26 protein-coding genes are annotated in these 26,436 nt (G+C 65.6%); 16 read left to right on the top strand and 10 right to left on the bottom strand.

Going from position 1 to position 26,436, the window contains the following annotated elements; genetic code table 11:
* Window positions 1-97 precede the first annotated feature (97 nt).
* From rplQ to N825_RS15715, 9 genes are all read left to right on the top strand, one after another.
* A complete protein-coding gene (gene rplQ, locus N825_RS15755; RefSeq protein ID WP_037453547.1) occupies window positions 98-520 on the top strand; it encodes a 50S ribosomal protein L17 in 423 nt (140 codons plus the stop codon).
* 512 nt (window positions 521-1,032) lie between these two features.
* Window positions 1,033-2,454 (top strand): DegQ family serine endoprotease, encoded by a 1,422-nt coding sequence (locus tag N825_RS15750; RefSeq protein ID WP_037453545.1) that lies wholly within the window; start codon window positions 1,033-1,035, stop codon window positions 2,452-2,454.
* Window positions 2,451-3,752 carry a replication-associated recombination protein A gene (locus N825_RS15745; RefSeq protein WP_037453542.1) on the top strand — a complete coding sequence of 434 codons (1,302 nt, stop codon included), beginning with the start codon at window positions 2,451-2,453 and terminating at the stop codon, window positions 3,750-3,752. The genes N825_RS15750 and N825_RS15745 overlap by 4 nt, the downstream gene beginning before the upstream one ends.
* Window positions 3,749-4,630 (top strand): hypothetical protein, encoded by an 882-nt coding sequence (locus N825_RS15740; RefSeq protein ID WP_037453539.1) that lies wholly within the window; start codon window positions 3,749-3,751, stop codon window positions 4,628-4,630. Before N825_RS15745 ends, N825_RS15740 begins: the two co-directional genes overlap by 4 nt.
* 68 nt (window positions 4,631-4,698) lie before the next feature.
* Entirely contained in the window at window positions 4,699-5,091 is a 393-nt protein-coding gene (gene crcB, locus N825_RS15735; RefSeq protein WP_037453536.1) for a fluoride efflux transporter CrcB, read from the top strand.
* Complete coding sequence (locus N825_RS15730) at window positions 5,088-6,074, top strand: RluA family pseudouridine synthase (protein ID WP_037453533.1); 987 nt, start codon at window positions 5,088-5,090, stop codon at window positions 6,072-6,074. Before crcB ends, N825_RS15730 begins: the two co-directional genes overlap by 4 nt.
* Window positions 6,075-6,156: 82 nt before the next feature.
* Window positions 6,157-6,873, top strand: coding sequence for an HAD-IA family hydrolase (locus tag N825_RS15725; RefSeq protein WP_037453531.1), 717 nt, complete (start codon window positions 6,157-6,159; stop codon window positions 6,871-6,873).
* Between the two features lie 3 nt (window positions 6,874-6,876).
* Window positions 6,877-7,572, top strand: a complete 696-nt coding sequence (locus tag N825_RS15720; RefSeq protein ID WP_037453529.1) for an ATP12 family chaperone protein — start codon at window positions 6,877-6,879, stop codon at window positions 7,570-7,572.
* Window positions 7,569-7,922 (top strand): SCP2 sterol-binding domain-containing protein, encoded by a 354-nt coding sequence (locus N825_RS15715; RefSeq protein ID WP_245613132.1) that lies wholly within the window; start codon window positions 7,569-7,571, stop codon window positions 7,920-7,922. The genes N825_RS15720 and N825_RS15715 overlap by 4 nt, the downstream gene beginning before the upstream one ends.
* Here N825_RS15715 and N825_RS15710 read toward each other — a convergent pair.
* Window positions 7,894-8,850 carry a LysR family transcriptional regulator gene (locus N825_RS15710; RefSeq protein WP_037453527.1) on the bottom strand — a complete coding sequence of 319 codons (957 nt, stop codon included), beginning with the start codon at window positions 8,848-8,850 and terminating at the stop codon, window positions 7,894-7,896. The genes N825_RS15715 and N825_RS15710 overlap by 29 nt on opposite strands.
* A gap of 161 nt (window positions 8,851-9,011) precedes the next feature.
* Here N825_RS15710 and N825_RS15705 point away from each other — a divergent pair, with 161 nt between their 5' ends.
* The 4 genes from N825_RS15705 (at window position 9,012) to N825_RS15690 (ending at window position 12,391) form a co-directional block, all read left to right on the top strand.
* Window positions 9,012-10,355: a CitMHS family transporter gene (locus tag N825_RS15705; protein ID WP_037453525.1), complete on the top strand. Its 1,344-nt coding sequence runs from the start codon at window positions 9,012-9,014 to the stop codon at window positions 10,353-10,355.
* A gap of 34 nt (window positions 10,356-10,389) precedes the next feature.
* A complete protein-coding gene (locus tag N825_RS15700; protein ID WP_037453522.1) occupies window positions 10,390-11,724 on the top strand; it encodes an acyclic terpene utilization AtuA family protein in 1,335 nt (444 codons plus the stop codon).
* Window positions 11,721-12,041 (top strand): AtuA-related protein, encoded by a 321-nt coding sequence (locus N825_RS15695; RefSeq protein WP_037453519.1) that lies wholly within the window; start codon window positions 11,721-11,723, stop codon window positions 12,039-12,041. The genes N825_RS15700 and N825_RS15695 overlap by 4 nt, the downstream gene beginning before the upstream one ends.
* A gap of 116 nt (window positions 12,042-12,157) precedes the next feature.
* Window positions 12,158-12,391: a hypothetical protein gene (locus N825_RS15690; protein ID WP_157619261.1), complete on the top strand. Its 234-nt coding sequence runs from the start codon at window positions 12,158-12,160 to the stop codon at window positions 12,389-12,391.
* Between the two features lie 27 nt (window positions 12,392-12,418).
* Here N825_RS15690 and N825_RS36570 read toward each other — a convergent pair whose 3' ends face one another.
* Window positions 12,419-15,967 (bottom strand): PAS domain S-box protein, encoded by a 3,549-nt coding sequence (locus tag N825_RS36570; RefSeq protein ID WP_051512428.1) that lies wholly within the window; start codon window positions 15,965-15,967, stop codon window positions 12,419-12,421.
* A gap of 232 nt (window positions 15,968-16,199) precedes the next feature.
* On the opposite strand from N825_RS36570, the gene N825_RS15680 reads away from it, so the two are divergent.
* On the top strand, window positions 16,200-18,116 hold the full coding sequence (locus N825_RS15680; RefSeq protein ID WP_037453515.1) for a glycosyltransferase 61 family protein: 1,917 nt from the start codon (window positions 16,200-16,202) through the stop codon (window positions 18,114-18,116).
* 18 nt (window positions 18,117-18,134) lie between these two features.
* On the opposite strand, the gene N825_RS38925 is transcribed toward N825_RS15680, so the two are convergent.
* From N825_RS38925 to N825_RS15655, 6 genes are all read right to left on the bottom strand, one after another.
* Window positions 18,135-18,275, bottom strand: coding sequence for a hypothetical protein (locus tag N825_RS38925; RefSeq protein WP_157619259.1), 141 nt, complete (start codon window positions 18,273-18,275; stop codon window positions 18,135-18,137).
* Between the two features lie 37 nt (window positions 18,276-18,312).
* On the bottom strand, window positions 18,313-19,188 hold the full coding sequence (locus N825_RS15675; protein WP_198038346.1) for a YihY/virulence factor BrkB family protein: 876 nt from the start codon (window positions 19,186-19,188) through the stop codon (window positions 18,313-18,315).
* A 107-nt stretch (window positions 19,189-19,295) separates the two neighbouring features.
* Window positions 19,296-20,303: a YsnF/AvaK domain-containing protein gene (locus N825_RS15670; protein ID WP_051512426.1), complete on the bottom strand. Its 1,008-nt coding sequence runs from the start codon at window positions 20,301-20,303 to the stop codon at window positions 19,296-19,298.
* A gap of 36 nt (window positions 20,304-20,339) precedes the next feature.
* Window positions 20,340-20,765, bottom strand: coding sequence for a YsnF/AvaK domain-containing protein (locus tag N825_RS15665; protein WP_037453513.1), 426 nt, complete (start codon window positions 20,763-20,765; stop codon window positions 20,340-20,342).
* Window positions 20,766-20,778: 13 nt separating this feature from the next.
* Entirely contained in the window at window positions 20,779-21,006 is a 228-nt protein-coding gene (locus tag N825_RS15660) for a hypothetical protein (RefSeq protein WP_037453510.1), read from the bottom strand.
* 372 nt (window positions 21,007-21,378) lie between these two features.
* On the bottom strand, window positions 21,379-21,654 hold the full coding sequence (locus tag N825_RS15655; protein WP_037453506.1) for an HU family DNA-binding protein: 276 nt from the start codon (window positions 21,652-21,654) through the stop codon (window positions 21,379-21,381).
* A 345-nt stretch (window positions 21,655-21,999) separates the two neighbouring features.
* Here N825_RS15655 and N825_RS15650 point away from each other — a divergent pair, with 345 nt between their 5' ends.
* Window positions 22,000-22,302: a hypothetical protein gene (locus N825_RS15650; RefSeq protein WP_198038345.1), complete on the top strand. Its 303-nt coding sequence runs from the start codon at window positions 22,000-22,002 to the stop codon at window positions 22,300-22,302.
* A gap of 30 nt (window positions 22,303-22,332) precedes the next feature.
* Here the strand turns inward: N825_RS15650 and N825_RS15645 are convergent, their stop codons facing one another.
* A complete protein-coding gene (locus N825_RS15645; RefSeq protein WP_084164774.1) occupies window positions 22,333-23,568 on the bottom strand; it encodes a lactonase family protein in 1,236 nt (411 codons plus the stop codon).
* A gap of 493 nt (window positions 23,569-24,061) precedes the next feature.
* On the opposite strand from N825_RS15645, the gene N825_RS15640 reads away from it, so the two are divergent.
* Window positions 24,062-24,274 carry a hypothetical protein gene (locus tag N825_RS15640; protein WP_037453500.1) on the top strand — a complete coding sequence of 71 codons (213 nt, stop codon included), beginning with the start codon at window positions 24,062-24,064 and terminating at the stop codon, window positions 24,272-24,274.
* Between the two features lie 120 nt (window positions 24,275-24,394).
* Here N825_RS15640 and N825_RS36565 read toward each other — a convergent pair whose 3' ends face one another.
* Window positions 24,395-25,405, bottom strand: a complete 1,011-nt coding sequence (locus N825_RS36565; protein ID WP_051512425.1) for a glycosyltransferase family 2 protein — start codon at window positions 25,403-25,405, stop codon at window positions 24,395-24,397.
* Between the last annotated feature and the right edge of the window lie 1,031 nt (window positions 25,406-26,436).

The raw sequence follows: 26,436 nt of genomic DNA, 5'->3' as shown, positions 1-26,436 counted from the left end.
CGTCGGCCGTACCGGCACCCGCCCCAAGCGGGCCGGGCGGTCGATATCACCATCGGTCCCGTGAGCGGGGCCAAGCCAGAGGAAGGAGTACGCAACCATGCGTCACGGTATGAGCGGCCGGAAATTCAATCGGACCTCCAGCCACCGGAAGGCCATGTTCAGCAACATGGCGGCCGCGCTGATCAAGCACGAGCAGATCAAGACCACCCTTCCGAAGGCGAAGGACCTGCGTCCGATCGTCGAGAAGCTGATCACGCTCGGCAAGAAGGGCGGCCTGCACAATCGACGTCTGGCCTACGCGCAGCTGCGTGACGACGCCATCGTCGCCAAGCTGTTCGGCCCGCTGGCCGAACGCTATGCCGGCCGTCCGGGCGGCTACAGCCGCGTTCTGAAAGCCGGCTTCCGCTATGGCGACGCCGCGCCGTTGGCCTTCATCGAATTGGTCGAGCGGGACACCGCCGCCAAGGGCTTGGATAGCGGCCCGGTGATGATCAACGACGAGGACGAAGCCGAGGGTTGATCGGTTCAGTCCCAAGGTGAGAGAAACGAAAGGCAGCCTCCGGGCTGCCTTTCGCGTTTACGCCAACATCGTCCCGTCCTTCGGAGTGCCGGTCATGGTGTCAAAGTCGAATTCCATGCGTCGCGTCGCCCTGGCGCTCTGCTGCCTGGTCTTGGCGGCATGCGGCACCCCCGATCGCCCACCCCGCGGGGAGGCGTCGCCGCCACCGCCTCGCGGTTCCGGGATGCCCGTTCCGCAGCCCAATGGCGGGACGTGGGCCAATCCCCAGGGAGATGACTCGCGGGCGAACTCCACACGGGACGACCGCTATTCCTGCAGACGAGCCTGTGAGCGTGACTACTCCATCTGCATGGATACCGAGGCGGCGAGCCGGGGCGGCCTCACCGGCACCTCATCCTACGCCGCCCAGACCTGCGAGCGGCGGCTTGGCATGTGCAACGTTCGATGCAATTAGCGCGGAGCCAGTCTCCAGCCTCTTCCTCAAGGCGAGGCGAATACCCAGATCTCGGTTCATGATGCCGCAGCTTTTCCTTTCCCGTTTCGTCCTCGCAATGGTGGTGTGCTTGGGGTTCGCCAGCCCCACGATCGCCCAGCAACGCGCCATTCCCGACTCGCGTCAGCAGATCTCGCTGTCCTTCGCGCCACTGGTCAAGCAGACGGCACCCGCCGTGGTGAACATCTATACCCGTAGGGTGATCCAGCAGCGCGCTTCCCCCCTGTTCGACGATCCATTCTTCCAGCGATTCTTTGGCCAGTCCGCGCCCCGGGGACTGCCCCGCGAGCGGGTGGAGCGGTCGCTGGGCTCCGGCGTCATCGTGGCGCCGGACGGGCTGATCGTCACCAACGACCATGTCGTCAAGGACAGCGACCAGATCACGGTCGTCCTCGCCGACCGGCGCGAGTTCGAGGCGCGGGTGGTGTCCACCGATGGCAAGACCGACCTGGCGATCCTCAGGATCACGCCGCCGCGCGGCGAGCGGCTGCCCTTCCTGGCGCTGCACGACAGCGACGAGTTGGAGGTCGGCGATCTTGTGCTCGCGATCGGCAATCCGTTCGGCGTTGGTCAGACCGTGACCAGCGGCATCGTCTCCGCCTTGGCGCGGACGGCGGTGGGGGTCAGCGATTTCAATTTCTTCATTCAGACCGACGCGGCGATCAACCCCGGTAATTCCGGCGGTGCCCTGGTGGCGATGGATGGCCGGCTGGTCGGCATCAATTCGGCGATCTACTCGCGCAGTGGCGGATCAATCGGCATTGGCTTCGCGATCCCGTCGAACATGGTCCGCACCGTCATCGACGCGGTCAACAGCGGTGGCAAACTGGTGCGGCCCTGGCTGGGTATCGATGGCCAGCAGGTCACCGGCGACATCGCCAGTTCATTGGGGCTGGCCCGCCCCGCCGGCGTCCTGGTCAACGCGATCGATCCCAAGAGCCCCGCGGCACAGGCGGGACTTCGAGTAGGCGACGTCATCTCGGCGATCAACGGCCGCGAGGTCGACGATCCCGACTCGCTGCGCTTCCGCGTCGCGACCCTGCCGGTCGGCAGTCAGGTCGCCTTGACGGTGGCCCGCCGGGGAACCAACCAGAGCGTGGCCTTCAAGGCGATAGCACCCCCGGAGAACCCGCCGCGCGACACGACGCCGCTCGGCGGACGTCAACCGCTGGCCGGCGCCACCGTCGCCAACCTCTCGCCGGCCCTGGCGGAGGAGATCGGCTTCTCCGGGGTGGCCCAAGGTGTCGTGATCCTGGAGGTGGCGCGCAACAGTCCGGCGGCCCGCGTCGGCGTCGAACCCGGTGACGTGGTGCTTCGGATCGATGAGCGCGAGGTCTCCAGCGTCAGCCAGTTGGGCAGATTGATCGCGCGCCCGCAGCAAACCTGGAAGGTGACGGTCCGGCGGGGTGACAAGGTGCTGACATCGACGGTGGCGGGATGACGCTGTTCTCGGCGTCCGCCCCACGTCCGCTGGCCGACCGGCTGCGCCCCAGGACCTTGGCCGAGGTCGTTGGACAGGATCATCTGCTGAAACCGTCCGGGCCAGTCGGCCGGATGGTCGCCAGCCACCGCTTGGCGTCGATGATCCTGTGGGGGCCGCCGGGCTGTGGCAAGACGACGATCGCGCGCCTGCTGGCCGATCAGACCGAGTTCCATTTCGAACCGCTGTCGGCCGTTTTTTCCGGTGTCGCCGACCTGCGGAAGGTGTTCGACGCCGCCAAGCAGCGGCGCGGCGCCGGGCGCGGCACCCTGTTGTTCATCGACGAGATCCACCGCTTCAACCGCAGCCAGCAGGACGGCTTCCTGCCCTATGTCGAGGACGGCACCGTCACGCTGGTTGGCGCCACCACCGAAAACCCGTCGTTCGAACTGAACGCGGCGCTGCTGTCGCGCGCCCAGGTGTTCGTGCTCAATCGGCTCGACGACGCGGCGCTCGAACTGCTGCTGACCCGTGCCGAGGCGGAGACCAGGAAGAAGCTGCCGCTCGATCCCGACGCGCGGCAGGCGGTCAAGGCGATGGCGGACGGTGATGGACGGTTCCTGCTGAACCTGTGCGAGGAGTTGTTCGCGCTGGCTCCGGACAAGCCGCTCGACACGACGACCTTGATTGGCACCATCCAGCGGCGGGCTCCCCTCTACGACAAGTCGCAGGAGGGCCATTACAACCTGATCAGCGCCCTGCACAAATCGGTGCGCGGGTCCGACACCGACGCGGCGCTGTATTGGCTGGCCCGCATGCTGGCCGGCGGCGAGGACCCGCGCTTCATCGCGCGGCGCTTGGTCCGGATGGCGGTCGAGGACATCGGTCTCGCCGATCCGCAGGCGCTTCCCCAGGCGCTCGCCGCTTGGGAGACCTATGAGCGGCTGGGGTCGCCCGAGGGTGAGTTGGCCTTGACCCAATGCGTGATCTACATGGCGACGGCGCCCAAATCCAACGCCGCCTACAGCGCTTCCAAGGCGGCGATGCGGTCGGCTAGGGAGACCGGGTCGCTGATGCCGCCGATGCACATCCTCAACGCGCCGACCAAGCTCATGAAGGGATTGGGTTACGGCAAGGGGTACGAGTACGACCACGACACGCCGGAAGGTTTCAGCGGCCAGAACTACTTCCCCGACGGCATGCCGCGCCAGAACTTCTACCGGCCGCCCGAGCGCGGCTTCGAGCGGGAAATCCGTAAGCGGCTGGATTACTGGAGCAAGCTGCGCGCCCAGAAAGCAGCCGATCCGGATGCGGAATGACGGGCAGCTTCGATAGCTTCATCGGCATCGACTGGTCTGGGGCCACCGGCAAACGCTACCAGGGCATCGCCGTCGCCGAATGTGGGCGCGGCAGGGCGGCTCCCCACCTCATCCGACCCCCCACGGCCGGACGGGTCTGGACACGGACCCAGGTGCTGGATTGGCTCGACCAGCGCGTCGATCAGGGTGGCAGGCTATTGATCGGCATCGACTGTGCCTTCTCCCTGCCATTCGATACGGCGGCGGCATGGTTGCCCAGGGGTGCGGGCGATGTCTTCGCGTTGTGGGATCTGGTCGAGCGGGCGTGCCAAGCCGATGCCGATCTGTTCGGCGGCGCCTTCCCGCGCGATCCGGCCTACGCGGCGGGTTACTGGACGGCTGGGCCCCGGGTCGAGAGCTTCCACCTCGGCCGCAGGGCCACGGAGGACGCTTGCCGAGCGGGTGGGTACGGCTCGCCGGAAAGTCCGTTCAAGCTGATCGGGGCGAAGCAGGTGGGGAAGGGTGCCCTGGCCGGCATGCGCTTGCTCCGGGCGCTCCGGGCGCGTCGGAACGATGTCAAGGTCTGGCCCTTCGAGCCGCCGAGCAGCGGCGCCACCATCGTGGAGATCTATCCGCGCTTGTTCCTGATGCGGGTCGGCTGGGGCACGCGCAAGGTACGCAGTTGGGCCGACCTGAACGCTTGCCTAGATCGTCTCGATACCGATCCAATCGAGGACAACCAGTCACAGCCCACCGATCATGAAACCGACGCCCTGGTCTCCGCCGCTGGGTTGCGGGCTTTGTCCCACGACCCTCGGGTCTGGGCACCTCCGGGGCTGAACGATCGCGCGCGCCGCCAGGAAGGCTGGATCTTCGGTGTTGGACAGTCGAAACGTTAACCGCCATCGCTTGCCGTGGGCCCTCCGTCCGGCTACGGTGCGCCCCTTCACTGAGGAAAACGGGTCGCATGACGTTCTCTCCAGCCCTGCTGCTCGCGGTCGCCGCTGGTGGAGCCGCGGGATCGGTCGCGCGCTTCATGGCCCTGATGGTGATCGGCCGGTGGCTCGACGGAGGGTTTCCCTTCGGCACGCTGGTGGTCAACGTCATCGGCTCGTTCGTCATGGGCGTGTTGGTCGAACTGTTCGCGCTGGCCTGGAACCCCTCGATGGAGATACGGGCGTTCCTGACCATCGGGGTGCTTGGCGGGTTCACGACCTTTTCCACGTTCTCGCTGGATGTCGCGGTGCTGATGCAGCGGGGCGAACTGGCGTCCGCCGCGCTCTATACGGTCGTTTCGGTGTTGTTTTCGGTCGGCGGATTGTTCGCCGGCTTGTATTTGATCAGGGGCATTGTCGGGTGAGCGAAGTCGAAACACGGATCGTCCAGGCCGAGGAGTCGGAGATCCGGCTCGACCGCTGGTTCAAGCGGCATTTCCCGCAGGTCAACCACGGTCACTTGGAAAAGCTGCTGCGCACCGGGCAAGTCCGCGTCGACGGCAAGCGGGCGAAGGCCAATGTCCGGCTGGAGACCGGCCAGTCGGTCCGTGTCCCGCCGCTTGGCGACCTGTCCGACGACGGGCAAACCAGCGCGTCGAAGCCCAAGGTCAGCCGGCGCGACGCCGCCGAGATCCAGGGGCGCGTGCTCTACCGCGACGCCGACGTGCTGGTGATCGACAAGCCGCCGGGGCTGGCGGTCCAGGGCGGCACCGCGACGCCAAAGCATCTCGACGCCATGCTGGACGCGCTCCAGTTCGACGCGGACGAGCGGCCGAAGCTGGTCCACCGACTGGACAAGGACACCTCGGGCGTCCTCGTGCTGGCCCGCAACACCTTCGCGGCGGCCAAGCTGGCCGCGTCTTTCCGTGGCAAGGACGCGCGCAAGTATTATTGGGCGATGACCGTCGGTGTGCCTCGGCCGTTCCAGGGCAAGGTGGACGCTCCCCTGGCCAAGGAACCGACCGGACGGGGCGAGCGGGTCGCGGTCGACGACGAGGATGGCAAGCGGGCCGTCAGCCTGTATCAGGTGATCGAGCACGCCAACAAGAAGGCGGCTTGGGTCGCCCTGTGGCCGTTGACCGGCCGCACCCACCAGCTTCGCGTCCACATGCAGGCGATCGGCACGCCGATCCTTGGCGACGGCAAATATGGGGGACCCGAGGCCTTCCTGGAAGGTTCGGGGGTTTCCGGCAAGCTCCACTTGCATGCCCGGCGCCTGATCCTGCCGCACCCGCGGGGCGGCAGGATCGACGTCACGGCACCGCTGCCCGATCATATGGCGCAGACTTGGGACTACTTCAGCTTCGACAAGGAGAACGACGGCGATCCCTTCGCCTCGTATGAATGATCCGCGTTTTCGTGCCCCCGTTTTCGTATTGAAGGTTTCGTGCTATGGGACGGCACGACGAAAATCAAGAAGTGCGGCCACCATGTCCCTGAGCGTCTCGAAGCGTTTGCGCCTGGCCCTGTTCGACTGCGATGGAACCCTGGTCGACAGCCAGTTCGCGATCGTCGCCGCGATGAACGCGGCCTTCGTGGGCATGGGGTTGCCGGCCCCGGATGCCGCCTCGGTGCGGCGCATCGTCGGCTTGCCGCTGGTCCACGCGATAGCCGTGCTGCATCCAAGCGGCCAGGAGCGGCTGCACCGGGCGCTGGCGGATCGTTACAAGCTGGCCTTCGCGGACGCCCGCAACAGGGGCGTCCACGACGAACCGCTGTTCCCCGGCATCCGCGAGGCTTTGGCCGCGATCGAGGACGCTGGCCTGCTGTTGGGAGTGGCGACCGGCAAATCCAGGCGTGGCCTCGTCGCCACCCTGGACCACCATGGCCTGCTCGACCGGTTCACGACGCTCCAAACATCCGACACCGGGCCGGGCAAACCGCATCCGGACATGGTGTTCCGGGCACTGGCCGATACCGGAGTGGACGCCGCCGACACCATCGTCATCGGCGACACGAGTTTCGACATGCTGATGGCGGGCAGCGCCCGCGCGGGTGCCGTGGGGGTGGCTTGGGGTTATCACGAGACGGCGGAGTTGACGAAAGCCGGGGCGCTGCGCATCTGCCAGACGGCGGACGAACTCCCTGCCGCGATCCTGGCGCTGCTCGACCGCGAAACCGCCGATCAGGCGCAATGGGTGAAGTGAGAGATGAAGCGGTTCTACAAGGAAGTCACGGTCGCGGAAACCGAGGCCGGACACGAGGTCCGGCTTGATGGAAGGCCCTTGCGCACTCCCGCCAAGGCGCCGCTGGTGCTGCCCAAGCCCGATCTGATGCGCGCGATCGCCGAGGAGTGGGACGGGCAGGTCGAACATATCAAGCCGGCCCAGATGCCGATCACCCAGCTCGCCAGCACCGCGATCGACCGGATCCCGGCGCAACGGGACGAGATCGTCAAGGCCGTCGCGGCCTATGGCGCGACCGACCTGCTGTGTTACCGCGCCGATCAGCCGATCTCATTGGCGGAGCGGCAGGCCACCGTCTGGCAGCCGCTGCTGGACTGGGCCTCCGTCCGCTATGGCGCGACTTTGCACGTCCATGTCGGCATCATGCCGCGGCCCCAGCCGGAGGACGCTTGCGTCCGGCTGGCGCGTGAGGTCGAGAACCTGGACGACCTGATCCTGGCCGGAGTGCAGAACGCCACGTCCGAGTTGGGGTCGCTGGTGCTGGCCCTTGCCCTTCTGGAACGCAGGGTGTCCGCCGAGGAGGCCTATGCCGCGGCCCAGCTAGATGAGACCTTCCAGATCGAGCAGTGGGGCGAGGATCGGGAAGCCATGATCCGGCGCGCCAACTTGAAGGCGGACATCATCGCGACGCGCCGCTATCTGGATCTGGTCCGGGCGTGAATGGTATCATCCCGAACCAGTTATCACCGGACAGGCTGACGGCGACCATGACACTCGACCAGATCGAAGCCAAGATGCGGAAGCGGCTGTCCCAGTTCCGGGCGTTCAACGGCGCCGCCAAATTCGACTTCGGCAAGGATGGGCTGCTCAGGCTCGACGCCAGCAAAAGCCCAGCGACACTACATCGCGAGGACGGCGAGGCGGTCTGCACCATCCGGATGACACTGGACAACTTCGACAGGATGCTCGACGGCGAGCTGAACCCGACGCTGGCTTTCGCGACCGGCAAGCTGAAGGTCCAGGGTTCGATGGGTTCCGCGCTCAAGCTGGCGGCCCTGCTCGAGGAGTGAGGCGTGGCGCCCGAGCGTTGTTTTCCGCTGATTCGGGTTCCACCGCGGCCCGTTCCAGCAGGAAATCGCGGAACGTCGCCGCCGCCGGGGGCGGGGTGCGCCCCGCCTTCAACACCAGGGTGATCGGCCGGCGCAGTCGCGGCTCGACGATGGGGAGCGCTGGGATCGCCGGTTCCAGGCGCAGCTCGATCGCGGTGGAGGGCAGGATCGCGATGCCCAGCCCGGCCCGCACCAGGCCCAGGGCGGTGCTCATATAGGTCACCTCATAGGCCGGTTTCGCCAGATGGCCCAAGTCGGCGAAGGCCCTGTCGGTCAGGCGCCGCACGCTGCTCCCGACATCCATCAGGATCAGCGGTTCCCCGGCCAGCCGCTCCAACCGGACCTCCCGTTCCGAACACAGGGGATGCCCGACCGGGACGACCGCCCGCATCTCGTCCTCGAACAGCGGCGCCATCCTCAGATCGGCTTCGGGTTCCAGATCGGCGCCGATGCCGAGATCGACCACTTCGTCTCGGACCATGGCGTTGATCCGATCAACCACCGAATCCCGCACCGTCACCCGAATATGGGGATGGCGCTCCTTGAAACGGGCGATCAGCGGCGGCAGCACCGTCGCGGCGACGCTGGGCAGGGCGGCGATCCGGACCACGCCGTACCGCATCGCCGCGATTTCCCGGGTGCCGGAGACGACGGCGTCCATCTCGCCCATCAACCGCGTCAGGACGGGCAGCAGTTCGCGCCCCATCCGCGTCAGATCGACCGACCGCGTGTTCCGGTCGAACAGCTTGACGCCCAGCGCCTGCTCCAGCTGGCGGATCTGAACGGTCAACGCCGGCTGCGATAGGTTCAAGAGGTCGGCGGCCCGGGTGAAGCTGCCGAAACGCGCCACGACGATGAAGGCTCGGATCTGGCGAAGCTCCATATTCATTAAGAGATTTTATCACTGAGATCAAAAAGTTTCAATTCACCTATGGCTGCCGAGTCTTTATCAAAACCGCCAATAAATCGGGTGCCCTCAGCCAGACCAAGCATCCTGGACCAAGCCGCCGCTGAAGAGCCGCTGATCAACGATAAACAAAAGGAGAGGAAATGTTAGCCGCCCTTGGCTTCGCGACCATCACCATATTCCTGATCGCGATCATGACGAAGCGCGTGTCCGTGCTCGTCGCCCTGGTTCTGATCCCCGTCGTGTTCGGCTTGCTTGCCGGCGCCGGTCCCGATCTGGGCAAGATGATGCTCGACGGTATCATCAAGGTGGCGCCGGTCGGCGTCATGATCATCTTCGCCGTGCTCTATTTCGGATTGATGCTCGATGTCGGGCTGTTCGATCCGATGGTTTCCGCCTTGCTGAAGGCGGTCAAAGGCGATCCGGTCAAGGTGGCGCTCGCCACCGCAGCGCTCGCCATGATCGTCTCGCTGGACGGCGATGGCGCCACCACCTTCCTGATCACGATATCCGCGATGCTGCCGCTCTACCAGCGCCTTGGCATGGACCGCCTCGTGCTGTCGGGCATCGTCTGCCTGGGAGCGGGTGTCATGAACATCCTGCCGTGGGGCGGGCCGACCGTCCGCGCCATGGCGGCTCTCAAGGCCGATAGCTCGGTCGTGTTCAATCCCGTGGTTCCGGCCATGCTCGCCGGCATCGCCTGGGTCCTGTTCGTGGCATTCATGTTCGGCCTGCGCGAGCGGCGGCGGCTCGGCGTGGTCACGCTCCACCAGCCGGTCAGTGTCGGCGCCGCCGCCACTCCGGCGTCTCGGCTGGGCGGCGATGCCGGGGACCCGCCCGGCGACTTGGATGGCAAGAAGATCGCGTTGGGCAATCCGCTGCTGTTCTGGTTCAACGTGGCGCTGACGGTGGTTTTGATCATCGGCCTGCTGATGTCGTTGCTGCCCCTGCCTGTCCTGTTCATCCTGGCCTTCTCGATCGCCCTGCTGGTCAATTATCCCCGTTGGGAGGACCAACAGAAGCATCTGGTGTCCCACGCCTCCAGCGTCGTCACCGTGTCGACCATGATCTTCGCGGCCGGCATCTTCACCGGCGTGCTGACGGGCACCAAGATGATCGAGGCGATGGCCTCCGCCACGGTGTCGGTCATTCCCGACGCGGCGGTGGGCTACCTGCCGATCATCGTCGCGGTCCTCAGCATGCCGCTCAGCCTCGTCTTCACGCCCGACGCGTTCTACTTCGGCGTGCTGCCGGTGCTGGCGCACGCCGCGTCCACGCTCGGCCTCGATCCCGTCCTGATCGGCCGCGCCGCGATCCTGGGTCAGATGACCACCGGCTTCCCGCTCAGCCCCCTGACGGCGTCGACCTTCATCCTGATCGGCTTGAGCGGCGTCACCCTTGGCGACCATCAACGGTTCATCTTTCCCTGGGCATTCGGCACCACGCTGGTGATGACCGCCGTCGCCTACGCCACCGGCGCGATCTGATACGCCACCGGCGCGATCTGAGGAGACTATCGACATGGTACGCATCGGCTGCGGCGCCGGCTTCGGCGGCGACCGTCTGGAACCCGCCGTGAAATTGCTGGAGGAGGGCGGCCTCGACTACCTCGTGCTGGAGTGCCTCGCGGAGCGGACGATCGGGCTTGGGCAGAAGCGCCGGATGCGCGACCCGGAAGCGGGATTCGATCCGCTGCTGGAGCGGCGCCTTCGTCCCCTGCTGCCTTTGCTGAAACGCCACGGCACGCGGATCGTCACCAACATGGGGTCGGCCAATCCCCTGGCGGCGGGGCACCGGATCGTGCGGCTGGCGGAGGAGGCCGGCATCGCCCTGACGGTGGCCGTCGTCACCGGCGACGATGTCCTCGACATCCTCGATCCGCGGGTGCCGTCCCTGGAGACCGGCAGGCCGCTGGCCGATCATGGCCGTATCCTGTCGGCCAACGCCTATCTCGGGGCCGACGCCTTGATGCCGGCGCTCCAATCCAGCGCCGACGTGGTGATCACCGGTCGGGTCGCCGACCCGTCGCTGGTGGTGGCGCCACTGGCCCATCATTTCGGCTGGGATCTCGGTGATAGCGACAGGTCCGGCGGCGACAGGATCGGGCAGGCGACGGTGATCGGCCACCTGCTGGAATGCGCCGGGCAGATCACCGGCGGCTACTTCGCCGATCCTGGCCGCAAGGACGTCGCGGGCTTGGCGGACCTGGGCTTCCCCTTCGCCGAGGTCGGCGCCGACGGCCACTGCGCGCTCGGCAAGCTGCCGGGAACCGGCGGGACCATCACGGTTGCCACCGTCAGGGAACAGTTGCTCTACGAGGTGACCGATCCGTCCGGCTACATCACGCCCGACGCCATCGCCGACTTCCGGAATGTCAGGATCACCGCCACTGGCCAGGACCGTGTCGAAGTCACCGGCGGCACGGCGCGGCCCCGTCCCGACACGCTGAAGGTCAGCGTCGGCTATCATGCCGGCTTCGTGGGCGAGGGGGAAATCTCCTACGCCGGCGCCAACGCGCTCGCGCGCGCCAGATTGGCCGGCGAGATCCTGCGGGACCGGCTGAAGCCCCTTTTCCCCGATTTGGCGGTCGAATGCCTCGGTGGCGAGGCGTACCGCCACGGCTTCCTCGATGGACAAGCCCCCACGGTCGAATACCGACTACGGCTGGTCGGCCGGGCCGCCAGCGGCGAGATCGCCGGCGAGATCGGACGCGAGGTCGAGGCGATGCTGACCAATGGTCCCGCCGGAGGTGGCGGTGCCCGCAAGCTCGTTCAGGAGACGGTCGGCATCGTCTCCACCCTGGTGGACCGGTCGAGGATCCGCCCCCAAGTCACCGTCCTGGAGAGCGCCCGATGAGGATTCGCCTGCACGAGATCGCCCATTGCCGCGCCGGCGACAAGGGCGACACCTCCACCCTGTCGCTGTTCGCCTTCGACGAGGCGGACTATCCGCTGCTGTGCCGGGAAGTCACGGGCGATCGGGTCAAGCGCCACCTGTCGCGCACCATCAAGGGTGACGTCGCCCGATTCGAGATGCCGAACGTCTCGGCGCTTCAATTCGTCTGCCAGCACGCCTTGCGCGGCGGTGTCACGACCTCCCTGGCGATCGATCCCCACGGCAAGTGCCTGAGTTCAGAGCTGTTGGAGCTGGAGATCGACGTGACGGATTCCTGACGTCCCAGATGACGGCGACCGCGACGGATGCGCCAGATTAACGTTAATGTAATATGAAGGCGGGATGATCGTTCAGCGCCGGATGTTTGGGCCGGCGGATGTTGCAGGAGGTTGCCGTGACGATCGAGGTCGGCCAGTGCTTCGTCAAGACCGGTGCCGCGTATCCCGATGTCTGGCAGGTGGCCAGCATCGCAGAGCCTCCCGGCTTCGTCGCCCATGCCCGGCTGGTCCGGCTGGCGAACCCCGACGATCGCAAGACGCTGTCCCTGGTCGCCCTGGGGGACCGCCGCCAGTTCGTTCCGCACCATGGCGGCGAGATCCTGAAACGGCGGCTGGGCAACTTGGCCTGACACCCGCCGGGAGAGGGGACCGGCGCGTCAGGCGACGGGGTTCAAGGCGTCCAATGTCGCCGCCAAGGCCGCTTCCAGGCTGTTCAGCAGTTGCGCCGAATACTCCGGCGAATGGCTGGTGTCCTCCAGCATGTGGGCGATCGCCTGGATCCGTGTGGCGCCGAAGCTGGCGGCCACCCCTTTCAGCGTGTGGGCGGCCCGCCGTGAGGTGACCGCGTCCCCGGCGAGCAGCCCGGCACGCAGGGTGTCCAACTCCTCGCGCACCGACTCCGGGAACATCTGTATCATCAGGTCATAGCTGTCGCCGATCGACGCCCGCAATTCCTCCAGCCTACCGATATCGACCAACGGTAGCCGCACCAGCAGGTCGGTACCCGGCGCCGCATCCGCGCACGCCATCACGGGTATGGCGGACACCGGAGACCGCGCGCCGCCGTCCTCCGCCCGCCCGGCGCCCCCGTCAAGATCCCCGTCGCCCGCCAGGGCATCGATGGCCGATGCCAAAGCGGTCCAATCGATCGGCTTCGTGAAGTATCCGTCCAGCCCGGCTTCCAGATGGCGTTGCCGATTGCCCGACGCCACGTCGGCGGTCAGCGCCACGATCGGAACCCGGCCGGCGGCACCGGGAAGCCTCCGGATTTCGCGCGTCGCCGACGCGCCGTCGAGCACCGGCATCTGCATGTCCATCAGGATCATGTCATAGCCGCCATGACGGGCCGCTTCCACGGCCGCCTGGCCATCCTCCACCGCCGTGGCGGTATGGCCCAGCCGCTCCAGCATCTTGACCACCAGCAGGCGATTGACCTCGTTATCCTCCGCCAGCAGGATCCTTACACCCCGCTTCGCGGCAGCCGGAAAGGTCATCACGGGCTTCGCGGGCGGTGGCTCGGCGTGCCCCCTGGTCAGCCGCACCGTGAAATGGAAGGTCGATCCAGCACCGGGAGCGCTCTCGACCCCGATCTCACCCCCCATGGCCTCGACCAGCCGCTTGCAGATCGCCAGCCCCAGTCCCGTGCCGCCGAATCGCCGGGTGGTCGTGGTATCGGCTTGGACGAAAGCCTCGAACAAGCGCGAGCGTTGTTCCTCGGTCAGTCCCATCCCAGAATCGCTGACCTCGAAGCGCAGCGATACCCCATCGTCGGCGTCATCGGTCCGATGCCCGGCCAGACGGACCTGGATGCCGCCCGTCTCGGTGAACTTCAGCGCGTTGCCCACGAGGTTGAACAGAACTTGGCGGAGCCGGGTCGGGTCGCCGCGCACCACCCCGGGAGCGTCCGCCGGGACATCGGCGGTCAGCGTCACGCCCTTTTCGACGGCCCGGCCGGAGAACAGGTGGAGCACGTCGTCGACGATCCGGCGCAGGTCGAAGTCAATCTCCTCGATCAGCAGATGCCCCGCTTCGATCTTGGAGAAATCCAGCACGTCGTTGAGGATCGTCAGCAGGATGCCGGCCGACGCGCCCAATGTCCTGACATAGCCGCGCTGTTCGTCCGACAGCGGCGTTCCGTTCAGCAGGTCGACCATCCCCATGACGCCGGTCATGGGAGTCCTCAGCTCATGGCTCATCATGGCGAGGAACTGGGATTTGGCGTCGCTCGCCTGCTCGGCGATCCGGCGGGCCACGTCCAGGTCGACCGCCAGCTTCCGCAGTTCGACGGCTTGGGCCGCCAGCCGGTCACTGGCTTCGCGAAGCTCCTGCTCATAGCGGATTCGTTCGGTCACCTCGCGCATCGAGGTCAGTATCCCGGCCCCGTGGTCACGCGTGCCCTCCAGCCTGCCGGACACGCTTTCGAACCACAGCCAGCGCCCATCCCGGTGGCGCAGGCGGAACACGGCCGATCCCGCCGGCCCGACCCGTTCGCCCGACCGTGTCAACTCGGCCACCGGTAGGTCGTCGGGATGGACGAATTCCTCCAGCCGCCGACCGATCATGTCATTTGGCTCGATCCCAAGCTGCGCTTGGCACGACGGCGACACGTAGATCATCGTCGTGTCCGGCGCGTGAAGCGAGATGATGTCGGTTGCGCTGTCGGCCAGCAGCCTCATCCTCTGCTCGCTCTCGACCAGGGCGGCCTGGGTCCGCTTCCGGTCGGTGATGTCGCGCAGGATGCCGGTGAACAGCGAGTCGCCGCCGGCCACGGCGCTGATCGCCAGATCCAGATCCACCAGCTTTCCGTCGGATCGGCGACCTTGGACCTCGCGGCCGACCCCGACGATGCGGTTGACGCCGGTCGCGACATGGGCATCGATGAAGCCTTGGTGCGCCGCCGCCATGTCGACGCTCATCAGCATCTCGATGCTCCGGCCGATCACCTCGTCGGCCAGGTATCCGAAGATCGCCTCCGCCGCCTTGTTGAAGTCGCGCACGGTGCCGCGCCCGTCGATCGTGATGATCGCGTCGGCGGCCGTGTCCAGGATCACCTTGAGCCGCCTCTCGCTTTCGCGGATCTTCGCCTCCTGCTCGCGCAGGCGCGTGATGTCGGTCTGGATGCAGACGACGCCGCCGTCACGGGTGCGCCGCTCAGATACCCGGAAATGCCTGCCGTCCGCCAGCCGCTGTTCGGCCGGTGTATCGGGCGGGAAGCGGTGCGCCGCCACCCGCTCCGCGATCCACGCCTCCCGGTTCGCTATCGCCCGCCCATCCAGGAGTCGCCGGCTGTCCAAGCCGGCGCGCAGGATGTCCTCGAAGGTCGCTCCGGTCGGCGTGTCGAAGGCATCCAGGTGCGGCGTGTTGGCGGCGAAGTTCTCGTTGTACAACACCAGCCGATCGTCCGCGTCATAGAGGGCGAAACCTTCGGAGATGCTGTCGATCACCTCGCGCAGGCTCCGCTGCGCCGTCCGCATGCCTTCCTCGGCCAGCTTGCGGTCGGTGATGTCGGTGCCGACGCTTTGATAGCCGACGATGCGGCCGCCCTCGTCGGTCAGGGCAACGTTGCGCCAGCGGATCCAGCGCTGTTCGCCCGATGGCGTGACCACGGCGTTCTCGTTGACGAGTTCGATCGGCTCGCCTTCCACCTTCTCGCCCAGATGGTCGAACAGCGCGGTCACCCGCGCGCGGTCCGAAGGCGTCAGGGCGTCGGCGAACCTCTGGCCCAGGATGGCTTCCGGAGGAACGCCCAGCAGGCGGGCGTAGGCGTCGTTGACATAGGTCAGGGTCGTGTCGGGTAGGAACCGCGATATCAGGTCCTGCTGCTCGTCCAGCACGCCCTGATAGAGTGCCCGTGTCCGTTGGGCCTCCCGTTCGGCGGCCCGGCGCGCCGAGACGTCGGTGGCTGTGCCGAGCAGGCGGGCGACCCCGCCGGTCTCGTCGAACAGGGGAACCAAAGTGATTCGCGCGGAGCGGGCGCGCCCGTCATCCAGGAAGTCGCGGTCGAATTCCACCGCTTCCCCGGTATCCAGGCACGCGAGACAATGATCGCTGAAATCCGCCGACAGCGCGGCGAAGAACGCCGTCGAACGCTGGTTTCCGCCGATTTGTCGGAAAGACCGGTCTTTCCGCGCGTCGATCACGAATGTCGGGGTGCCGATCCCTTCGATGATCCGCCGCAAGTCGGTCTCGGCACAGGTCGCGAGCATCGGTGCGTCTGGTCTTTCCCGGTTCGATCGACGCGGAGCGTCGAGCCGACGCGCGCACTCCAAAAGGGTCATGCCATGGCGCGGACCCCTCCGATGTATAGAAAGCTTCTCCCTTTCGTCAATTCGGACGTGCCGTCGCTTCAAATCGGTCGCAGCGCGCCGGCGCGCGTCGTAGTGTCATGGGGTATCGTGGAGGGGTATCGAGGATGGGAGTACGGGTGGCGGGAAACCGATGGATGAGATGAGGGATCTGGCTGGCTTGGGCTCGAAGCCCTTGTTCGAGCGCGCCCGCGAGCGCCTTCTGGCGGGCGATCTCGATGCGGCCGACACGCTTCTCCAGCGGGGGCGTTCCTTGGCACCCGACGACGGGGCCATGGCGTATCTCCATGGTCTCTGCCTCATGCGGCGCGGTGACGGCGCCGCGGCCGCCACCGCCTTCACCATCGCCAGCCGCGCCGATCCCCGGGATGGCCGGGCCGTCCTGATGCTGACCCGAGCCTTGCGTGACATCGGGCACACCGCCGAGATGGGCCGCCTGCGGGCCGAACTGGCGCGTGACCATCCCAACGATGCGGCCCTCCTGGGCGAAATCGCCTCGGATCTGCTGGAGGAGGGCGACGAGCCCACCGCCGCCGCCCTGCTCGAGCGCGTGATCGAGGTGGCGCCGGACGACCCCGGAGCACTCCACAACCTCGGCGTCGCCTGCGCCCGTCTGGGCAGCCTGGAGCGCGCCGAGACCCTGCTGCGCCGTGCCTTGGCGAAGGGGGACAGGGGGAAGGAAGGCGGCCAGTCGCGGCGGCGAGACGCGTCGGAAGCGGTCTTGGCGGGCGTGCTGGCGACGCGCGGCTTTGGTGACGAGGCCACGACGATCGCGAGGGGACTGCTCGAACGCGGCGCCGAGGTCGTCCACGCTTGGACGGTTCTCGGCACCGTGGCGGCGAGGCGACGGCGGTTCGGCGAAGCGGTCGATGCCTTGCTGGAGGCGGAGGCGCTCGCCCCCGATGATCCCGGCGTCCTGTCCAATCTGGCGGGCGCGCTCGATGACGGTGGCCGCCGGATCGAGGCGCTGGAGCGGTGGCGCCGCCTGGCGGCGACGGGTCACGCCGATGCCGCCGCTCGGGTCCGGCTGGCGACGCGGACACCCGCGGTCGGCGAGGCTATCCGGCGGCTGTTTCCACTGTCTGGGCGGATCGTGGCCGAGAACGGTGGAGCTGGGACCGGTACGGTGGAATTGGACGAGGTCGATCTATGCGCCGATCAGTGGCACTTGATCGATGGCGACGGACTCGCGCTCGACCTCGTGTTCACGCCGCCGCTGGGCCGGGACAACTTCGTCGTCTCGGCGGATGGCGAGGGGAACGTGCTCGTCCGCGACGACCTCGAGCGCCGCCGGATGGACGACGCCGTGGTGTTCCTCGGCGGCACCACCAACTACTATCATTGGCTGCTCGACACGCTGCCCCGGCTGGCGGCGATCGAGGGGCTCGACGGCCCCTTGCTGGTGAACTCCGCTTTAACGGTCTTCCAGACGAGGACGCTGGACCTGATGGGCGTCGAGCAGTCCCGTCTGATCGTGTCGGACCCCGCCAGCCTGACCCGGTTCCGCCGGCTCACGGTTCCGGGGCTGGTTGCGCGCCCGCGGCGCGTCGATGGTCAGATGGATTGGATGCGACCCTCGGTCGGTCGGGCCGCCGCCGGATGGGTCCGGGACCAGCTGCTGGCGGGCGTCGGGGGAGGAGCATCCAAGGCGCGCCGCATCTTCGTCTCGCGCGAGGGCTCGTTGTTCCGGCGCTGCGACAACGAGGCCGCCGTCCGCGCGGTGGTGGCACGCCATGGATTCGAGACGGTGCGGCTGGAGGATCTGTCGTTCGACGAGCAGGTGTCACTGTTCGGTGGCGCCGAGATCGTCATCGGCGTCCATGGCGCCGGTTTCACCAACATGCTGTTCGCGCCGCGAGGCGCGCTGCTGATCGAACTGCACCCGGCTCACCACCTTCCGGAGTTCTACCGTCACCTGACAGGTTTGATGGGGCAGCGGCACAAGGCCATACCGGGCGTCCTCACCCAGGCCTTGCGGCCCACCCTGGAATACAACTGGAATTTCCGAATCGATCCCGCCGACGTGGACCTTTGTCTCGCCGCCCTGTGAGGCGGAGCGGCCCGTCAGTCACCCATGGGAAATCGTCGAGACCAGGAGGAACAGCACGAACGCCCCGTAGGCGCACCAGCCGATCCGGGTGAATCGTCTCCGAACGGCGGGGAAGAGGACCGCGAGGACGGTCAGGATCAGCAGGGTCTTGAACAGCATGGGGCTTTGTGCGCCGCGGGCGCGGAAACCGCAAGGCTCAGCGCGCGGGAACCCGCTGGGCGTGCCGGCGGGCCCGGCTGCCGTGGGTCAGCGAGAAGGCCCAGGTGATCTCCGCGCCGAACAGGAAGATCTGCGCCGAGTAGTAAACCCACATCAGCACGATCACCAGGGCGCCGGCGGCGCCATAGGCGGACGCGATGTTGCTGCCACCGAGATACAGGCTGATGAGAAGCTTGCCGATGGAGAACATGACGGCCGTGATGAACGAGCCGAACCAGACATCGCGCCAGGGGATCCGGGCGTCGGGCAGCAACTTGTAGATCATCGCGAACAGCGAGGTCACCACCGCCAGCGAAATGACCAAGTTCAGGACCTGCATGACGATATCGAGCCCCGGCATGATGCCGGCGAGAAAATCGCTGAGGGCGGTCAGCCCCGCGCTGACGACCAGCGACACCAGCAGCAGGAAGCCGATCGCGCCAATCAGCGATAGGCTCAGCAACCGGACCTTGACCAAACCGACGACGCTGGAGCCCGGCGGAGGCTCCGCCTTCCAGATCACGTTCAAGGAGGACTGCAACTCGGCGAACACGGTGGTGGCGCCGACGATCAGGGTGACCACGGCGACCACGGTGGCGATGACCCCGGACACCGGTTGGCCGGCGCTGGCGATCATCGCCTGCAGCGCCGCGGCGCCCTCGCGACCCATCATGCCTTCCAACTGCCCCATCAGAGCGCCGCAGGCGGCGTCCGGGCCGAACACCAGACCCGCGACCGCGATGATCAGCAGGAGCATCGGCGCCATGGAGAACAGGGTGTAGAAGGCTATGGCCGCCCCCATGCTGGCGGCGCGATCCTCCAGCCACCCATTGAAGGCGGCGACCAGGACACGCCATGCGCTTCGGAAAGGCATGTCGGACAGACCTTTCATCTCGATCGTGCTCAAGGAAAAACCGGCGGCGCCAGAAGCGCCGCCGGGGATTGCCGGTTTCGGACCAGTGCTCAGTCGAGCGACCGGGTTCAGATGTCCCGATCGCGGTCGACGCCGGTCTTCAGGGTGCGGTTGGTATCCGCCGCCCTGTCGATGTCGACCTCGGTGCGGCGCACCGTATCGGATACCTGCTCGATCCGCTCGTTGACGTCCTTGCTGATCACGACCTCTTCGGTGACGCGAGCCGTCTTGGAAACGACGGCCTCCTCCGAGGTTTCCCTCATGTCGATGGTCCGTTCGCGGAACGCGTCGGTGGCGGCGTCCACCGGTAGGTCGACCTTGCGACGCTCGACATGCACGGATTCGTCACGCAGCCTGACGCTCTCTTCGACCGGGGTTTCAACGACATAGCTGCGGACCCGCACCGTGCCGCCCTCGACCTCGCGCTTGCCGACCGCGATCTGCTCCTCCACGATCGGGATCACGGTCTCCTCGTCGCCATGAATCCGGTCACCGGTCAAGCCGGTCGACGCGGTGGATGTCGTCGAGGCGGTGGACGCCGTGTTGACGCCGCGCATGGATGTCGCCGCGTCGGTCAGCCCGGTGCCTCCATAGGGGCCAGCACTCTCGTCATAGCTGGACCAACCCTCGGAGCGCCAGCTGGAGCCACGCTCATCGATATCGACCGGACGGTGATTGCTCATGATCTCCAGCCCACGATCGACGTTGTCGTCAGCCAAGCGGGCGATCACCAGCGCGCCGCCGCGGCGGACGCCTTCGGCGTAGACATGGGACTCGTCCTCGGGAACGCCGGAGCGGCGCAGACGCCCCAGGATTCCGTCGGATACCGCGCCGGACGCGGCGGGCGCCATTCCGACCGATGACTCGGCGCCAAGAGGGGAACCCAGGATACCGCCTGCGGTACCGGTCGTCAGGGACGCGTCGGTCACGGAAGTGTCCGAGAACGAACCGCTGGTGGAGCCGAGCGAGGCGTGATCGACGATCTCGGTATCGGTGAAGCCAGCGGTCGAGAGTTCGGCGCTGACGGTTTCGGCATCGGTGGCGCTGTCATAAAGGGCGACGACGGTCTTGGTCATGATGGTGGATTTCCTTCCCTTGGGGAACTGGATCGATCAGTCGGAACGCTCCGAAGCGGCGTCGTCATCGCGTTCGACGACGACGTCCTGGGATCGGAGCGTCACGGTTTGTTGGAAGCGGGTTTCGGTCCGGCGCCGACGCACATGGATCTCCTCACGGAGAAACAGCCGTTTTTCGACCACCAAGCGTTCCTCCACGACGGGGATGACCATGGTCTCGCCATCGTCGCGGACCTCGGGAGCCACTTGGATTTCGCGGCCGATCGGTATCCTCTCGACATCGACGTCCAAGGACGCCAAGGCTTGGTCGATCACCCGCTCGGTCTCGTGGGTGACGGTCCTGATCCTGACGCGGCCGGTTTCGACCTCGCGGATACCGACAGTCAATTCCTCCTCGATGACCGGGATGGCTTGATCCCCGCTCACGCGGGGACGCGTCGACTCGTCCGGTTGGTCAGCCATGGGTTACGGCCGGTCAGAACAAGTAGAGCAAGGCCACGATGATCAGGACCACCACCACGGCGGGGATGATCCATTTGGCCGGGGAGGCCGCGGTGGAGGCGCTCGCCCTCCGATTCGCGTCGCCCGCCATGGTGCTGGCCGTCGACATCTTGCTCGGCGCGGCCGTGTCGGAACTGGTGGAATAGACACCGATCTTCTCGGGGTCGGCACGCCCGGTCGAGGTGTCGTCTGTGTTCGTCATGGGACGCGAACCTCTTTTGATTGTCCAGACTAGTGACAACCACAACAGCCCCTGTCGGTATTCATCTCGCGGTCCGAAGGTGTAATTTAGATTTATCCCATGGGAGAGACATGGCGTCCTCTTGATCCGACGGAGGGTGGTGCCAGTCGCCTTCTCCAATGGACAAAGAAAAACGCCCCGGAAGCGTTCGCTTCCGGGGCGTTTGTCCGCGGCTTTCTGACCCGCCTTCCGTCGTTTGGGAGAAGGCGTCCCGGAACGCAGGAAAAAGCGGAAAGATGGAGGGACGCTGGGGTTCAGCGCCTTTCCGACGCCAGCGCCACGAGGACGAAGCCCCGTGGCGCGAATGGAAAATCCGCCGGCTTCTCCTGGGGATCAGCCGTTCAGAGTGTCTTTCAGGCCTTTGGCCGCCGAAAACTTCGCCTGCTTCGAAGCTGCGATGGTGATCTTCTCGCCGCTCTGCGGATTGCGGCCCTCACGGGCGGCCCGCTCGGCTACGCTGAAGCTGCCGAAGTTTGGAACCTTGACCTCGTCACCGGACGCCAAAGCCTGCGTGATGACAGTGAAGGCGGCATCCACCGCTTTGCCGGCATCCGCTTTCGTCTGCCCCGTCTGGTCGGCCACGGCGGCCACGAGTTCGGCTCGATTCATGGTGCTCCTCGATAGTCACTGGTTTCGGATCTTGGAAAACGTCGGGCGTCTATAAGCCACGATCACTAAGAGGTAGTGAAGAAGGGCGTCTGTCCAGCGCTTTCCCGCGCCTCCTGTCCATTGGGGCGGAGATGTCACAACGCTGCATCACCAAAACCCCTCTTTTGGGGTGGAAACCGCGTATATCCAACGGGGAACGCACGCGGTTCACCGGAAATCAAGCGGCAACTTTCAGCTTTCGCATCGTGTTTCCAGCGCTTCGGGATTCGGTGGACCGCACGGTCCCGGATGGGATTTGTTGGCTTGCGTGCGGAGGTGCCTGCACAAGGCGGAAGGGAATTGATGATGACCAGCGATGATGTGGATCAGGGCGGCGGCGCCACGGGCCGGACCGAGGCGGTTCCGCCCAAGGTGCCGTCGGCGGACGACAGCGGCGTTTCGTCGTGGCGGCCGGGAACGGCGGCCGGCGCCCCGCCGGAGACCCCGATGCCGCCCTCTGGCGCGGATATTGGGGGAGGCATCGGAGGGGAAGGGGACATCACGGCTGTCCGTGAGCGCATCGAGGAACTGCGCCGCGAGATCGACCGTCTGTCGGCCCTGGTCGACGGTGCGGTCGGCAAGCTGTCGGCGGAGGATGGCGGCGGCTGACCGCCGCCATCCTCCGGTCCGGCGCTCACCTCACGCCGTCTTGAAGACGACGCAGACGGGACTGCCGGTCTGGACCGCCGGCTCCAGGGCCGTGAGCGCGCCGGTCGCCGCGTCCACCTGGAATCCGACGATGGTGTCGGTCGTCTCGTTCGCGGCGTAGAGGAACCGCGCCGACGGATCGAGCGTGATGAAGCGCGGCATCTTACCGCGCGTCGGCTCCCAGCCGGCCGATTGGAGCAGGCCCGTCCGGGGATCGACCCCGAAGATGGCGACGTGATTGTGGCCGCGATTCGTGGCGTGGAGAAAGCGGCCCGACGGCGCCATCACGATGCCGCCGGCCCTGTTCTCGCCGGTGAAGGTCGCCGGCAGCGTGCTGAGGATTTGCAGCGGCTTCAAGGACGCGGCGGAGGCGTCGTAGGCGTAGGTCGTGACCGTCGAGTCCAGTTCGTTGACCACATAGGCGTGGGTCCCGCTGGGACCGAAAGCGATGTGGCGGGGCCCGGAGGTCGAGCGCGCGGTGACCGATCCCGCTCCGGCGGGGACCAGCTTGCCCTTCTCCGCGTCCAGGCGGAACGTGAAGACGGCGTCCAGGCCCTTGTCGGGCACGGCGAGCACATCACGCGTCGGATCATAGGCGACCTGATGGGGGTGGGAACTCGCCTGCTCCACCTTGTGGGGACCCGGAGTGCCGGCCAGGGGCACCAAGTCGACGATGTCGCCCAGTTTCCCATCGGCGCCGATCGCCAGCGTGGCGACACCACCGGTCGCGTAGTTCGCCACGATCAGGAACCGTCCGCTGGGGTCGGTGGTGAGATGGACGGGGTTCTTGCCGCCGGACGACGCCGTGTTGAGCAGGGTCAGTTCGCCGGTCCGGTCGTTGATGGCGAACGAACTGACCTCGCCCTGGTCGCCGTGGACCGTGTAGAGAAACCTTTGGGTCGGATCGAACGCCAGGAACGAGGGATTGACCAGATCCTTCAGAAGCTGCACCGGTGCCCAGGCGCCGGTGCTGGCGTCGACCTGATAAACGCCGATGCCTTCTCCGCGCGCGTTGCGTTCCTTGGTCGTCCTGCACCCGACATAGGCGAAACGCGGTTTGGCCGATGGGGTGGTGCCGGCCGGGATCGCGCTCTCCGCCGCCCTGGTCCCACCGGGAAGCAGGGCGGCCGCACCCACCGCCGCCAGGCCTACGGCGCCTTTCAGGTAGGCTCGACGGGATAGGTCGGCATCGCCGCACCGCGTGCCAATGGTTGGATCCTTGGTCATCTCGATCATCTTTCTCGTGCTTATCCGCGAGGCATTCTCTCGTGGGATGTGTTGAGCCGGTGACGGCTCCGAAAAAGATATCAGATGAGCTTTGAACGAGGACGTCTTCGGCTGGCGCAAAGCGTCGCGGCCAAGTGTTTAGCAAAATAAAAATGTTAAATTATAAGTTTCACATGAAGATTGTCAAATTCCTATTGACCCGGTCGGGTTTGTCGGCAAGGATCGTCTCGGACCCTCGGGTCCCGCGGGCATTTGACGAGTTCCGCTTGCGCCGCGTCATCAAACGCTAAAGCGCCACGACCGATTCCGTGGCTCGAACTTGAGGATTTGAATGATGGTAAAGGTCCATATCACCACCCAGGCCGCACCCGGCTCCGGGGCATCGTCGATGTGTTGTCGCTGACCATGACGACATCATCGCATTCCCCTTACAGGTCCGAATGCGGTCCCCAGCCAGCGGGCCTCTTTCCGACCGTGCCATCGGAGCCATTCCATGACATCAGCGCGCGCATACGCGATCGAAGTACAAGGTGACCAAGCCGGCGTCGTCGTCGCCGAAGCCAACCGCTATATCTTCTTCGCCGCCGATTGGGCTTACGGCGCCCTCGATCGAAAATCCTTCCGCAGCCCCGCACACGCCGAGCGTGCCGCCCGTGACGTGATCCAGCGGCGCCGACCCTTTGACAACCGAGGAGCCGAACTATGACCGATATCGGGGAGATGGTCCGGGACTTGTCCCTCTACTCGGCCGGCATGGGCCTGCTCTGTCTCGCTTTCCTGCTGGTCGTCCAGGCGTTCTGATCGACCGGAAGGCCGGGCCCGTCGCCTAGCCGGCGGGCCGGTCGCCTTCCCCGGCCGTCAGGGATATGCCTCGGCCACCGTCGCGGGTCAGGTCGTTCAAGCGCCGCCTGACCCCGCGCGATATCCAGCCATACACCCGTCCGGACGATGAGACGGGCTGTAGGACCACCGCCAGCACACCGGTGCCGAGGGCTTTCAGCAGTCGACGCTCCGCGAAGTGGATGACGGTGTTCTTGTAGTATTGGCTGCCCCGCCCCGCGATGTCCTCATGCAGTCTCCGCAAGGTGGAGCGCGCCGCCAGCCTCGCGAGATGAGCGTCGAAATCGAGGTCATGGCCACCGAGCCTCGCGATGTTGCGCTCCTCGATGAAGGCGAACATGATCCGTTGGCGGGCGGAGCGGCTGGCGGTGATGCTCTTTCCGTGGATGCGGTAATGGGTCAGTATCTTCGGCAATGTCAGCGTCGGACCCAGATCCGCCAGCCGGTTCAGCAAATCGATATCCTCCGCGCCGTCGAAGCGTGGATCGTAGCCTCCGACCCGCAGCGCCGCGTCGCGCTTGAACATCACGGTGGGTCCAATGATGTAGATGACCTTTCCGGTCCGGCGCAACTCATCGAATTCCGCCATGTCGACCGGACCCAGTTGCGCTCTCCGCAACTTCCGGCCGTCCCGGCTGATCATTCGGGATCCTCCCCCCCAGCAGACCACGTCCGGATGCCGTTCCGCCGCTTTGATCTGCGTTTCCAGGCGGTCGGGAGCCGCGATATCGTCGGCGTCGAGCCGGGCGATCCACGGGAACCGGGCTTCCCGCAGACCGACGTTGCAGTTCCGGCTGACGCCGCCATGCTGGTTCCGGATCAGTCGTATCCGGTTGTCGACGCGTGCCAACTCCTCGACGATCGCGATCGTGTCGTCGGTCGAGCCATCGTCGCAGACCAGCAATTCGAAATGCGGGAAAGTCTGGGCGGTGATGCTGTCGATGGCTTCGCGAATGAAGCCGGCTGAGTTGTAGGACGGCATTACGATGCTGATCATATCGCTCACAGGACGCTTTGTGACGCTCGACGGGGAACAGGCGTCAGGATGACGATGACGCCTTCGGCTGAAACCACCGCTTCCGATAAGTGCAAGGGGCGGTGATTTGAAAGGTTGCAACGGGGACTGTGTTGGGCCTCGATCGCCATCAAGTTTCCCAATGAATTCGCGAACAAGGAAGTTGTGGCATCTTGGAGTTACTTGCAACCTAAGCTTTGTATGAGCGGTTGGCGTGGCGCGCCCGCTCCCGATGTGTGTCGTTGACTGTCCACTCAATGCCATTCGGCGTCAAACGATAAAGTGTTTTAGACCGATCGGAACCACAGTCGAGCGTTGGCGAGCCAATAGAAATAAGTGTGCTTCATGAACATCCTATATAATGGCTGTTTTTATAGTTGGTCCAATGGACATGAACCATTGCGCTGTTCAATTCACGTTTGATTGCCGATGTCTATGATCATCGTATCGATCCGACTAAGCCTTGAAGTGATTCCAGGCGTGTTGTCTGCCTCGATTGATAAAATCAACGTTTACCAAACAATACCGCGAGGTTTAATTTCAAGGAATTATGGGGTAAATTTTAGGATCTCGATACGACATTCGATGGCTGGGTACGGGAAAACCGGAACTGAGTGCGCCGGACGATTTCACATCGCAAGATTTGATCGACGCCGCACACGTGTGTGTCACGAATTCACCACGATATTGGCTTGGATATGTCAAGAATGCTTTTGGTTTCCGTTCGAATACCAATATGCTTTCGATATCATGTTTTATTTGTGTCGGGGCAAATCGGGACGATTTTCTTTTACGAGTGATTCGCTGGGCCTACGAACAACTACTTAGATTGTCAAATAATCCGGCTGGTTATCCAAAAGAGCCTCTGGACTTTTACGTGTTTCGGAATATGTAATGTTCCAACCCACAAATAACTGCTTTCGAAAAAGTTGGATAAGTAATTCTATGATTACAGATCTTCGTGGCATACCCGACGGCACGGTAATTGACGCTGATGTTTGTATCGTTGGCGG

Origin of the sequence: Skermanella stibiiresistens SB22 (assembly GCF_000576635.1) — a bacterium.
In the GTDB taxonomy this organism is placed as follows: domain Bacteria; phylum Pseudomonadota; class Alphaproteobacteria; order Azospirillales; family Azospirillaceae; genus Skermanella; species Skermanella stibiiresistens.
This window is presented reverse-complemented; position numbering and strand designations above follow the sequence as displayed.